Here is a 12992-nt window from a genome sequence, read left to right on the forward strand (position 1 = left end):
AGAATATGAAAAAAATAGGAATGATAATTTCCCTTTTTTCATCCTCTGTATTTGCATCTACGGCAACGGTAAATGTCCCTGTGAAAGGTACCATAACGTCTACCACCTGTACCTTCACAGCAGACTCAGAGGTTAATTTTGGTTCTATTACCGCATTAAATGTTAATAACAATACCGTTCCAGAAAAAGATATTAATATGACGATAAACTGTGACTGGATGGCAACCAATATTAAACTTACTTTTATTCCAGGTGCAATCGTGACGGGTGATCCGAAAATAATGAAATCCGGATTAGCGGGTGTTGGATTTAAATTGCCTACTATGGGTAGCATTAGCAATTTATCATTTAATACTGAACATATCTGGTCTTCCGTGGGGATCCCAAACGGCGGTCAACGCTCGATGCCGGTCAAAATTAAACCGGTAAAAATACCTTCAGAGGATATTGCTGCTGGTAATATTGATACGACTTTAATCATACGCCTGTCTTACGATTAGTGATAACCCTGGCAAGGAATTTAAGCAATGCCATTCAGAGTATATTTCTTTGTTGCATTTTTTTTTGCTTGTCTCGCTAACGCACAGCAAACGGATACAGTTGTTAATATAAATGGTGCAATTACCGAAGCTACCTGTTCCATTAGTATCTCTTCTGAGGTTAATTTTGGCTCTGTTTCTGCACATGATCTACTTGCTGGAAAGGTAGAAAAGTCAATTAAATTCACACGTAACTGTGATTTGGCCGAGGCAAATACTAAGATGAGGTTTGTTCCCGCACAAGGGATCGTATCAGGTCAAACAAATTTCGGGAAATCAATAATGAAATCAGGGCTGAATGGTATTGGTATTGGTGTAATGAAAATGGGGTTGTATGGTGCCCTAAATTTTAATGAGGATTATCCTTATCATGAAAAAACTATTGACCTTAAATTCAAGTTATTACCAATAACGGCTGAACAGATGGCAGCTGGAAATATTGATACGTCTGTTATTTTAAGGCTGAGTTATGATTAAACAGGTGCTGTTACTATGCTCGATAATTATATTGTCATCACTATGCTCATCAACTGCGATCGCTGGTAACAGCACATCCAGTATCGGGGTAAAAATGAAAATCACCCATGCTAATTGTACTGTTAATGGCGGAAAAGGTATTTCTGGAGCATATAACTTGCCGCTAATGAACGAAAGCGGTAACGTCACTGATCGCGTTAGCGCTACTGATGTACCGCTCATTATCGACTGCAGCAAAGGCGTCAAGCCCAGCGCACTCACGATTTCTTTTACTGCCGCGACCCCTGGTTTTCAGAATGCAGCGAAAGGTTTGGTGAATACCACAATGGCAAACATTGCTCTCCTTACCCGCTGGAAACGTAATGGTGCAAGCGTGATTGATTTGTCCACTGCTACAGATATATTGTCAGTTAAAGATGCTGAGATTCAACCCAGCATATATGATAGCTCGTTTAAAGTATATCCAACTGTTATCAATACTGCTTCTGCATCATTAACTCCGGGCCGCTACCAGGCTGATTTGACAATTAACATCACCTATTACTAAACATTGTTCTGTTTACGGGGAACTAAATGCAAATGTCATTTCATAGCAATGATTCAATTGACAGTTATATCCATAAAATGGACAAACTATTAAATAAAGAAATCAACAAGGAATGGCGAGTCATTGAATCAGTGTGTGTTGATGAGGGAGAGTATCTTCTTATCCTTGAAAGTAACATGCAAAAAATCATGGCGCGGGTATTATCAACTCACGCACCTAATCCCATGGATATTTTATCACCAACATCGAGGAAACTATATACTATTAACAACATTAGCCAGCAGATGCTCAGATTTATTAGTGCAATAGAGTTAAATTATAATGAATGGTGCACATTAACGCGATGACTAATTATATATTATTAGGCTATGAATTTTAACAAAAGTCTGAAACCGTTCGACTTGAGATAATATGAACAGACAACATTTTATGTGCCCTATTCTTTTTGGCACAATGATACTGCTTTCCGGATGTACGATATTGCCAGGACAAGGGCTCCCTGTTCAGGGGAAAAATGGCACTGGTTTGCCGCACAATCGTGATGCACTGAATGACAGGCTCAATATTATTATGCTGACTCCCGGACTTGTCGACACACTGCGTCCGGCTAATATCGTTTCTCGTCCAAACCCTCAATTAGAAAAACAGTTGCTGTCTTATAACTATCGTATCGGTGTGGGTGATGTCTTAATGGTTACCGTCTGGGATCATCCGGAGCTGACTACGCCAGCGGGCCAATATCGCAGTGCCAGTGATACTGGCAACTGGGTCAGTGCTGACGGCACTATTTTTTATCCTTACGTCGGGCGCCTGCATGTGGCAGGTAAAACCTTAAATGAAGTTCGCGACGCCATATCTACCCGCCTGAATGCATTTATAGAGAACCCACAGGTAGATGTCAGTATTGCCGCCTTCCGCTCACAGAAAATATACGTTACAGGCGAAGTGATGCGTTCAGGTGTGCTACCTGTTACCAATATTCCACTTACGGTAATGGATGCAGTCAACGCTGCAGGTGGTCTGACTGCAGACGCCGACTGGCGAAATGTCACTCTCACCCATAATGGACAGAAATCTCACCTTTCTTTATATGCACTATTACAGCGCGGTGATCTGACGCAAAACCGTCTGCTTCATCCTGGTGACATTTTATTTATACCCCGTAATGATGATTTGAAAGTTTTTGTCATGGGTGAGGTCGGCAGACAAGCCACCCTCAAAATGGACAGAAGTGGAATGACGCTGGCAGAAGCGCTGGGAAATGCCGAAGGCATGAAGCAAGAGAGCTCTGATGCAACCGGTATTTTCGTGATTCGGGCGTTGAAAGGAAAGCCCGATGGCAAAATAGCCAACATTTATCAACTGGATGCTCAGGATGCTTCCGCAATGGTACTCAGTACCGAATTCCAGTTGGAACCATACGATATCGTCTACGTAACGACAGCGCCTCTGGCACGCTGGAATCGGGTTATATCACAGTTACTGCCCACCATTGTTGGTGTGCGCGATTTGACTGAAACCACGCGGTATATCAGAACATGGGCCCGATAAATTTCACATCGATATTGGTGCTGTGTACTGGGAACATTTGCCGTTCGGTCATTGCAGAACGCTTACTATGCCAATTTTTGCCACCAACAATTTCTGTCACCTCTGCCGGGATCCATGCCCATCATGGGCATCCGGCGGAAAACATGAGCGCGGCAGTGGCGTTCGAACATGGCGTGTCACTGAGCGGACACATCGCGAGAAATGTCACCCTGGAAATGCTACGTGACTCCGGGCTTATCCTGGCGATGGAACCAAAGCATATTGCGTTTGTTACATCAATGGCGCCAGAAGCCAGAGGCAAAACATTATTATTCAGCTATTGGTCCAGTAAACAAGCAATCCCCGACCCTTATCGAAAAAGTCATGATGTTTATGAGTATGTGTTTCAACAACTGGAACTGGGTGCACAAAGATGGGCCCAGCATCTGGTGTAAAAAAGGACAGTTTAATCTTGAATGAGAATTCGAAATATCCGCGCACTTCCTCCGCGGAAAAAGAATTGGATCTTATCCAGCTACTGCATATTTTATTTTTGCAATGGAAAATAATCCTCTGCATAACCATCGCCTTTACCCTGGCTGCATCACTATACACTTTTTTATCTCCCACGGTGTATCAAGCAGATGCCCTAATTCAGGTTGAGCAAAAGCAAAATCAGGCATTTTTGAACCGCTTGAAGAATATTTTACCAACCGACACATCTGCTGTATCAGCTGAAATTGAGTTGCTTAAATCGCGAATGATTCTGGGAAAAACAGTTGATGACCTTAATCTAAGAATACAATCGGAACAAATTTATTTTCCTGTCACAGGATACCTCTGGGCTAAGCTGAAGGGAGAATCATCAGCAGAAATTACAATACAAGATCTCAGTTTGCCGCAGACTAACGATCAAAACTCGGAGGTTATTCTTACAGTACAAGAGAAGGGATTATTTCATCTACAAGGAACAAACTTTTCTTTAGAAGGTAAGGTTGGAGAGCGACTGAAGAAAGAGAATATCATCATTGAAGTTAGCAACATACATGCTGTCCCTGGCTCTCGATTCAAGCTCCGTAAAATAAGTAAACTGGAAGCTATTAGCAATTTGCAACTGCAAATTGACGTGTCCCAACAGGGTAAAGAGAGCGGAATGATCGCACTTCGTATCACGGGACATAACCCAAATGAAATCGCACGCATTCTCGATACGGTAATGAACAACTACGTTCAGCAGAATATCAATCGTCAGGCGGCCCGCGACGCCAACAGCCTGGCTTTTTTACAACGCCAGTTGCCGAAAGTGCAGTCTGAACTGGATGATGCTGAAAGCAAACTTAACGTTTACCGACAGCAACAGGATTCTGTTGATCTCAATTTGGAAGCAAAAACGGTACTTGAACAGATGGTGAACGTAGAGAACCAACTCAACGCGTTAACCTTCCGGGAAGCAGAGATCTCGCAACTTTATAAGAAAAGCCACCCAGCCTACCGCGCATTACTCGATAAACGCCAAACGTTGGTGCAGGAAAAGGACAAACTTAACCAGCGTATATCTGCAATGCCATCCACTCAACAAGAAGTTCTGAAGTTGAGCCGTGATGTTGAAACAGGAAGAGAGATCTATTTACAGCTTCTAAGCCGTCAGCAGGAACTCAACATCTCCCGCTCCAGCAACGTGGGGAATGTACGCATTATCGATCCCGCAGTGACCTGGCCTTCGCCTGTCAAACCTAAAAAAGCATTGATTATCATGCTTGGGACGATGCTTGGTCTGATCAGTTCATCGGGTCTGGCTATTGCTCGCGTAGCCCTGCGTCGTGGGATCGAATCATCAGAAACATTAGAAAATGCGGGAGTTCATGTGCTGGCAACTGTGCCGGTGTCTAAATCTCTGGAAAAAAAATATCGGCATCAGCAAAGGTCTTCAATCGTTAACTTCTTCCGACGAGATACGTCGCCACGATTTTGTCTGGCATTTGAAGAACCAGCTGATATTTCCATAGAAGCTGTTCGCGGATTGCGTACCACACTGCATTTTATCATGAAGGAGACACCGAACAGAGTGCTGATGATTTCTGGCGCAACAATGGGATGTGGTAAAACATTTATCAGCAGCAGCCTTGCGGCTGTTATTGCTCAGTCCGGCCAGCGCGTACTTTTTATTGATGCCGATATGCGGCGTGGATACACCCATATTTTATTCAACGTTGAGAACAAAAATGGCCTCTCTGATTTTCTATGTGGAAACACAACATTAACGGAAAGTATTCAATATTGCCTGAAAGGCCAATTCGACATACTTACCCGTGGAACATTACTTTCTAGTCCTGTGGATCTTCTGGCGAACGAGCGATTTAAGCAGCTATTGAAATGGGCAAACAATGAATATGACATGGTGATCGTCGACAGCCCTCCAGTTCTCGCGGTTGCGGATGCAATCATCGCTGGGTACGAGGCAGGAACTTGTCTGGTAGTTACGCGCGCAAATCAGGATAGCTTGCAACAGGTGAACCGATGCCTGCGAAAATTTGAGCAAAATGGAATAAACGTGAAAGGCGTTATTCTTAATGGTATCACACGGGAAGATGCAAATTACTACGCATATGAATACACCACATCTTAGTGCCGTCTCAATAGAAATATGCTGTTCGTTCTAATGCAAAATCTATTATTTTCACACATTTATACTAACGATATGAGAGCAAACATGATACAAAAAATATTATCCTTTGTTGTTCTGGCATTCTGCACCTTTAGCGTTAGCGCTTTTCCTGTAGCGGAAGGTCAACAATATTCACGAATGGGAAGACCAGTTAAAGATGCACCTATGGTAGTCGAGTTTTTTTCGTTCTATTGTCCACCCTGCATGGCATTTTCTCGTGAATATAAAGTGAGTGAGGCCATAAACCAGGTACTACCTGAAGGGACAAAAGTTGAAAAGTACCATGTTGGCGCAATGGGTAGTCTGGGACAAAATCTGACAACAGCGTGGTCGGTTGCAATGGCATTAGGAGTAACAGATAAGGTTGAGCATCCTCTATTTATTGCCGTACAGGATAAAAAATCTTTGCGCAATGAAGAAGATATTCGCCAGGTATTTATTGACGCAGGAATTTCAGCCACAGAATACGATGCAGCAAAAGACAGTTTTGTGGTTAAAGCGCTAACACAAAAACAGATACACGCCGCCCAAAGTTTTGAGGTTCAAGGCACACCATCATTCTATGTTAATGGTAAATACATTTTAAATAACAATGGGACAGGAGAAACGTCTCCATGTAAGTATGGCGCTACCGTTGCTCAAATCGTGAAGGCTTTGCTTTTGGGCAAAGAATAGTGATAACAAAAGATACGACAGATTCGCAATTCTATGTTGTATCTTTTTGCTAACCCTGATCAATCTGCAACAAAACTGTATTAGTCGAAAGAGAAAAATTCATGTCCACACCGAAGCTATAATATTATAGCTCTTATGACTAATTCTATAGCTCAAACTTAAACCCCCTTAATTTTGCATGTATTATAATAACCATCAAATCTCGAATTTATATTAATCAATCATCAATTAACAATGAATAAATTAGCAGACGAGCTCATGGCCGTATTATTTATATCACACTTTACATTGCGTAAAACAGCAAGGAAAAAATCATACTGGACGAAAGTGCGTTAATAATCGCATCTAATACTATGAGCATCAATAATTGGAAAAATCTAATCAATACTCACACCCGTCATTTATTACTGAATAAATTTCAAGAAAAAATTTTATTTTTGGCATTATTTAAATTAAGATTTGTTTAGCCAGGAGCCTATGAAAAAGAAATTTCTTGCTGATATCATCCATTGGATCGAGGATAACATCGACGAAAAGATCTGTAGCTCAACACTTGAGAATATTAGTGGATATACTATTAGACACTTATCAAACATATTTATGCAGTATACAAACCTAACTCCAGCAAAATATATTAGACAACGAAAACTTTGTCGCGCTGCTTTTTTACTACGATTAACAAACCTCAAGATAATGGATATCGCATATCAATTGAAATTCGATTCCCAGCAATCCTTCAGCAGAGAGTTCAGTAAATTATTCGGATATTCACCTCGCCAGTATCGAAAATCCAGAGAGTGGGATTTTAAATCTTTACAACTTCCAATTCAGCCAGAAAATGTACCTGAAATAAAATTCGAGTATTGCATTTTAGAATCAAAAAAATATCATGGATACCGCTTTAGCTTTGAGCAGCAAATGTATTTCATTAGAGAAAATGAAACCATCATCAGATATCAAAAGATCATTGATATCATGAGGAAATATCATTCAGATTTATTTATAAGCAGCACTTTTTCTCCTCACGCTCAGAAAGATCGCCATTTGATCGTTAACTCATTCTTAGGTTTTCACGCTAAAAATGATCTTTTGATATCAACCGATGAGGAATTCACATCTGAAGATGGTAAGTATATAAAATTTTCATTTAATGGCAGCCTCAATGAATATATATATTTCCCAAGGAGCGTCTATTATTATTTACTTCCTAAACTTAGATTGAAAAGACGAGAGGGATCAGACATTGAGATTTTAAAATATATAGATACAGCATGTCCAGGTACAATATCTTGTGATTATTTTATTCCTGTAGTATAGCTAAAAACAGAAGAGATTATTTAATGCTTAAACAATACATTATGGATATTGTCAGAAACTATGGTTTTATAGAATGTGCTGATATATTATTCTTTTTGAAATATCTGAATAATGAAAAAGTTGAGCAAGCATCTTTATCATGGATTTCATCGAAACTCAATGAGTGTCTGGTTAATCATGATGATGGTAAAGATTATTTTATAGCATTACGGAAACTAAGAAACGATATAATCAATTTGACACATCACACTTAATTAAGTGTGAAAAATAAAGTTAGAAAAGGGAAATTATTTATTGTCATATCAAATTACTATTATACAAAATAAAAAACTACCGAAGCGGGGTTTTATAAAGAGTGAAGCTGACCGATAAGCCGCGTTCTTTTGAGCATAGCGTCGTGGACAGTCATTCATCTGGCCTATCCGGAAAGCAAAAACCCCGCCGAAGCGGGGTTTTATAAAGAGTGAAGCTGACCGATAAGCCGGGTTCTGTCGTGGACAGTCATTCATCTAGGCCAGCAATCGCTCACTGGCTCAAGCAGCCTACCCGGGTTCAGTACGGGCCGTACCTTGTGAACCCCTATTTGGCCTTGCTCCGGGTGGAGTTTACCGTGCCACGGACTGTTACCAGCCGCGCGGTGCGCTCTTACCGCACCCTTTCACCCTTACCTGATCCCACTTACGTGGGCCATCGGCGGTTTGCTCTCTGTTGCACTGGTCGTGGGTTTCCCCCCCAGGCGTTACCTGGCACCCTGCCCTATGGAGCCCGGACTTTCCTCCCCTCCGCCCGTCTCCCCCGAAGAGGACGACGACGAAGCGGCGACTGTCTGGTCAGCTTCGGCGCGCAGTATAGAGGGTTTGCGGGGTAATGTCACCCCGCACTGCGCATTCCTATCGCTAACGTGGCGGCGATGTTTCTTGAGGCGCGATAAATATTGTCAAATGCCCCACGGAAGGCCTCTTCCAGCGTACTGATGCTGGTCAATACGCTAAACACCGCATCGATACCATATTGATGCACCACCTCCACATCGCGCGTCAGGCTGCCGCCAATACCAATTACCGGTTTGTGGTATTTCTTCGCGACGATCGCCACGCCCACCGGCACTTTGCCGTGAATGCTCTGGCTGTCGATGCGTCCTTCCCCGGTCACCACCAGCGTACAGTCGTGAATATGCTCTTCCAGGTTGAGCGCCTGGGTCACAATCTCAATACCACTGCGCAAGTCCGCGCCTAAAAAAGCCATTAACGCAGCGCCCATACCACCGGCAGCCCCCGCCCCGGGAACATCCTTCACGTCTACCCGTAACGATTTTTTAATGATGTCGGCATAGTGAGACAAATTTCGGTCCAGTTCGATAATGCGTTCTTCCGTCGCCCCTTTCTGTGGGCCGAAGATGCGTGAAGCGCCAGTATCACCTGTGAGCGGATTGGTCACATCGCAGGCCACGCGAATGGAGCAGGTTTTTAATCGCGGATCCAAACCGGAAATGTCGATGCTGTTGAGGCTCATCAGACTACCGCCCCCGTAGCCAATCTCAGTCCCGTTAGCGTCGCAAAGTTTCGCGCCCAGAGCCTGCACCATACCCGCGCCGCCGTCGTTGGTTGCACTACCGCCAATGCCGATAATAATGCTCTGCGCCCCGCTATCCAGCGCCTGCAAAATCAATTCCCCGGTACCACGTGACGTGGTGACTAACGGGTTACGCTTATCAGGAGGGACTAACGCCAGACCACTGGCTGCCGCCATTTCGATAAACGCAGTTTTACCATCTCCGGACATGCCCCAGCAGGCATTCACTTTTTCGCCCAGCGGCCCCGTTACCCACGCGGAATATTCACTCCCTTGCGTGGCGGCAATCATGGCTTCGACCGTTCCTTCGCCGCCGTCGGCCACCGGAACTGAAACATATTGCGCATCGGGAAATATTTCCCGAAATCCTTTTTCTATTGCCTGAGCGACCTCAGTGGCAGATAGACTTTCTTTATAAGAGTCTGGGGCAATTACGATTTTCATAGTTATGTAGCCTGACTGTGCCGCGCAAGGCAAGAAATACAGGGCGCACATCCGCGCCCTTCTTGTTAGCGTGTGACTTCCACTTTCGCCAGTTTTTCGTAGTAGCATGCGAGCGCGCTGTGATCGGCGGTGCCCAGCCCATCTGCGCGAAGCGCCTGCATCATCTCCATGACTGCAGCAGTCAGCGGCAACTGCGCGCCGACCCCATGAGAAGTGTCCAGCGCATTCGCCAAATCTTTGATATGCAGGTCAATACGGAAACCTGGCTTAAAGTTGCGGTCCATGACCATCGGCGCTTTCGCGTCCAGCACGGTGCTTCCGGCCAGTCCGCCACGGATCGCCTGATACACCAGATCCGGGTTCACACCCGCCTTGGTCGCCAGCGTCAGCGCTTCAGACATCGCCGCAATGTTCAGCGCTACAATCACCTGGTTCGCCAGCTTAGTGACGTTACCCGCGCCAATGTCGCCGGTATGTACCACTGAGCCAGCCATCGCTTTCAGCAGATCGTAATACTTGTCGAAAATCGCTTTATCGCCGCCGACCATTACCGACAACGTACCATCAATCGCTTTTGGCTCGCCGCCGCTGACCGGCGCATCCAGCATATCCACGCCTTTCGCTTTCAGCGCGTCGCTAATTTCACGGCTGGCCAACGGTGCAATGGAGCTCATGTCGATAAGCACTGTGCCCGGTTTCGCACCTTCAATAATTCCGCCTTCACCCAGCGCCACTTCCTTAACATGCGGCGAGTTCGGCAGCATGGTGATGATCACGTCGCACTGCTCAGCAATATCTTTCGCCGTGGCGGCGGTTTCTGCACCAGCGGCAATGACTTCCGCAATGGATTCCGGGTTACGATCAGCAACCACCAACGAGTAACCTGCCTTGAGGAGGTTTTTACTCATTGGTTTACCCATAATACCGAGGCCAATAAAACCAACTTTCATTGTCATGTCTTTATCTCTCTCTACTGTCGATGGTGGTTATTTCTTAAAAGATTCAGCCAGTTTCTGCGTGGCTGAACGGAACACGCCAAGGTCGCTGCCAACAGCAACAAAGGTCGCGCCCCACTCCAGATAACGACGCGCATCCGCCTCTACCGGCGCCAGAATTCCACTTGGTTTGCCATGTGCTTTCGCGCGGGCAAAAATGTGCTGGATAGCTTTCTGCACATCAGGATGCGACGCATTGCCGAGATGGCCTAGCGCCGCAGCCAGATCGCTTGGGCCGACGAAGACACCGTCTACACCTTCGGTCGCCGCGATGGCGTCAACGTTATCAACGCCCTGCTGACTTTCGATCTGCACGATGATGGTGATGTTCTTATTCGATTGCGCAAAGTAGTCCGGTACGGTGCCAAACATATTGGCGCGATGGGAGACGGACACGCCGCGAATACCTTCCGGCGGATAGCGGGTCGACGCCACGGCGTTCACCGCCTCTTCTTGTGTCTCAACGAACGGGATCAGGAAGTTGTAAAACCCAATATCCAGCAGGCGCTTGATAATCACCGGCTCGTTGGTCGGCACGCGTACGACCGGCGCGCTGGCGCTGCCTTTCAGCGCCATCAATTGCGGGATAAACGTCGAGATATCGTTCGGCGCGTGTTCGCCGTCCAGTACCAGCCAGTCAAAACCCGCCAGGCCTAAAACTTCGGTACTGATTGGGCTGGCCAATGCAGACCAGCAGCCAATCTGAATCTGTTGCGCCGCGAGGGCCGCTTTAAACTTATTCGGGAAAATCGTGTTATTCATCGCCTATACCTTTATTTATTTCTGCAATTCCATACGTTTAATGTCACCGACAATAAACAGGTAGCAAACCATTGCCATCAGCGCCGAACACCCTACAAACATCAGCGCAGCATTAAATGAGTGCAGCTCGCTCACCAGATAACCAATCACCAGCGGGGTGACGATAGAGGCTACGTTGCCAAATACGTTAAATACCCCACCGCACAGACCAACGATTTCTTTCGGCGCGGTATCGGAAATCACCGGCCAACCCAGCGCGCCGAAGCCTTTGCCGAAGAACGCCAGCGCCATCAGCGCAACCACCAGGGTGGTGTTATCGGTGTAGTTACACAGAATAATGGTCGACGCGAGCAACATTCCGAGCACAATCGGCAGCTTACGTGCCAGGGTGATGCTGAAGCCACGTTTAATCAGATAATCAGAGAACACACCGCCGAGCACGCCACCGGCAAATCCGCACAGCGCAGGAATCGACGCCACCAGACCGACTTTCAGGATCGACATGCCTTTTTCCTGTACCAGGTAAATCGGGAACCAGGTAAGGAAAAACCAGGTGATAGTGTTGATAAAATACTGTCCGAAGAACACGCCAAGCATCATGCGGTTTGTCAGCAACTGCTTGATATAATGCAGTTTAGGACCACCTGATTTCACATCGCCGGGCTTTTTATGGTCCATATCCACGACCGCGCCGTTTTCAGAGATAAACTTCAGCTCTTCCTGCGACATACGCGGGTGATCGGTTGGGTTATGAATAAACTTTACCCACAGGCCGGTGAGCACAAAACCGATAACGCCCATCACGGTAAAGACGTGCTCCCAGCCCCAGGCAAAGGTCAGCCAGCCCAGCAGCGGCGAAAACAGCGCCAGAGAGAAATATTGTGCGGAGTTAAAAATCGCAGATGCCGTACCGCGCTCTTTCGTCGGGAACCAGGCCGCCACAATACGGGCGTTCGCCGGGAAGGACGGCGCTTCCGAGAAGCCCAGCATAAAGCGCATGATGAACATTGAAATACCCGCCCAGGCCAGCGGGAACATGTCGACAAAACCCTGCAGAAAAGTAAACAGCGACCAGAAGAACAGACTGTAAGTGTAGACTTTCTTCGAACCGAACTTATCCAGCAGCCAGCCGCCAGGGATTTGCATCAACAGGTAAGCCCAACCGAAGGCGGAGAAAATGTAACCCATTGAGATGGCACTGAGCTGCAACTCTTTCGCCACTTCCGTGCCGGCAATAGATAGCGTGGCACGGTCCGCATAGTTAACGGCGGTAACAATAAATATTATTAGCAATATTAAGTAACGGGTGTGCGTACCTTTCTTTTTCTCGACAACTGTATCCAGTATCATTCTAATTACCTCGGGTACATAAAAGTTTTTATTATTATTTGGCAGATATCCCTGGTGATAAATTACCGATAATAAAAACGTATAATAATTTATCAGACGCTATGAAACCGTGATTTAGT

At 45.6% G+C, this 12992-nt stretch carries 13 protein-coding genes and 1 other RNA gene; 9 read left to right on the forward strand and 5 right to left on the reverse strand.

Annotation, left to right across the window (positions count from 1 at the left end; all coding sequences use genetic code 11):
* The first annotated feature begins 5 nt into the window (after positions 1–5).
* The 9 genes from OGV98_RS02675 to OGV98_RS02715 all read left to right on the forward strand — a co-directional run bounded on the left by OGV98_RS02675 (position 6) and on the right by OGV98_RS02715 (position 7750).
* Positions 6–500 carry a fimbrial protein gene (locus OGV98_RS02675; RefSeq protein ID WP_202580974.1) on the forward strand — a complete coding sequence of 165 codons (495 nt, stop codon included), beginning with the start codon at positions 6–8 and terminating at the stop codon, positions 498–500.
* 27 nt (positions 501–527) lie between these two features.
* Positions 528–1016 (forward strand): fimbrial protein, encoded by a 489-nt coding sequence (locus OGV98_RS02680; protein ID WP_003842057.1) that lies wholly within the window; start codon positions 528–530, stop codon positions 1014–1016.
* Entirely contained in the window at positions 1009–1563 is a 555-nt protein-coding gene (locus OGV98_RS02685) for a fimbrial protein (RefSeq protein ID WP_032939223.1), read from the forward strand. The genes OGV98_RS02680 and OGV98_RS02685 overlap by 8 nt, the downstream gene beginning before the upstream one ends.
* A gap of 26 nt (positions 1564–1589) precedes the next feature.
* Positions 1590–1910 carry a hypothetical protein gene (locus OGV98_RS02690; protein ID WP_003842056.1) on the forward strand — a complete coding sequence of 107 codons (321 nt, stop codon included), beginning with the start codon at positions 1590–1592 and terminating at the stop codon, positions 1908–1910.
* Positions 1911–1974: 64 nt separating this feature from the next.
* The gene (locus OGV98_RS02695; RefSeq protein ID WP_048998063.1) at positions 1975–3114 is read left to right on the forward strand and encodes a polysaccharide export protein; all 1140 of its coding nucleotides are present in this window, start codon (positions 1975–1977) and stop codon (positions 3112–3114) included.
* Positions 3102–3548, forward strand: a complete 447-nt coding sequence (locus OGV98_RS02700; protein WP_032939221.1) for an arsenate reductase/protein-tyrosine-phosphatase family protein — start codon at positions 3102–3104, stop codon at positions 3546–3548. Before OGV98_RS02695 ends, OGV98_RS02700 begins: the two co-directional genes overlap by 13 nt.
* Before the next feature lie 14 nt (positions 3549–3562).
* Positions 3563–5719 carry a polysaccharide biosynthesis tyrosine autokinase gene (locus OGV98_RS02705; RefSeq protein WP_376740923.1) on the forward strand — a complete coding sequence of 719 codons (2157 nt, stop codon included), beginning with the start codon at positions 3563–3565 and terminating at the stop codon, positions 5717–5719.
* An 84-nt stretch (positions 5720–5803) separates the two neighbouring features.
* Positions 5804–6433, forward strand: a complete 630-nt coding sequence (locus tag OGV98_RS02710; RefSeq protein WP_202580972.1) for a DsbA family protein — start codon at positions 5804–5806, stop codon at positions 6431–6433.
* A gap of 477 nt (positions 6434–6910) precedes the next feature.
* On the forward strand, positions 6911–7750 hold the full coding sequence (locus OGV98_RS02715; RefSeq protein WP_060854943.1) for a helix-turn-helix domain-containing protein: 840 nt from the start codon (positions 6911–6913) through the stop codon (positions 7748–7750).
* Positions 7751–8211: 461 nt separating this feature from the next.
* Here the strand turns inward: OGV98_RS02715 and rnpB are convergent.
* The 5 genes from rnpB to garP all read right to left on the reverse strand — a co-directional run bounded on the left by rnpB (position 8212) and on the right by garP (position 12873).
* An RNA gene (gene rnpB, locus OGV98_RS02720) (RNase P RNA component class A) lies at positions 8212–8588 on the reverse strand.
* Positions 8589–8620: 32 nt separating this feature from the next.
* Positions 8621–9766 (reverse strand): glycerate 2-kinase, encoded by a 1146-nt coding sequence (gene garK / locus OGV98_RS02725; RefSeq protein WP_044714478.1) that lies wholly within the window; start codon positions 9764–9766, stop codon positions 8621–8623.
* A 65-nt stretch (positions 9767–9831) separates the two neighbouring features.
* Positions 9832–10722: a 2-hydroxy-3-oxopropionate reductase gene (gene garR / locus OGV98_RS02730; protein ID WP_003840019.1), complete on the reverse strand. Its 891-nt coding sequence runs from the start codon at positions 10720–10722 to the stop codon at positions 9832–9834.
* A gap of 30 nt (positions 10723–10752) precedes the next feature.
* Positions 10753–11523 (reverse strand): 2-dehydro-3-deoxyglucarate aldolase, encoded by a 771-nt coding sequence (gene garL, locus OGV98_RS02735; protein WP_048217113.1) that lies wholly within the window; start codon positions 11521–11523, stop codon positions 10753–10755.
* A gap of 15 nt (positions 11524–11538) precedes the next feature.
* Positions 11539–12873, reverse strand: coding sequence for a galactarate/glucarate/glycerate transporter GarP (garP, locus tag OGV98_RS02740; protein WP_003024898.1), 1335 nt, complete (start codon positions 12871–12873; stop codon positions 11539–11541).
* Positions 12874–12992 lie beyond the last annotated feature (119 nt).

This window comes from Citrobacter sp. Cf136 (assembly GCF_030333815.1).
Lineage (GTDB): Bacteria > Pseudomonadota > Gammaproteobacteria > Enterobacterales > Enterobacteriaceae > Citrobacter > Citrobacter freundii.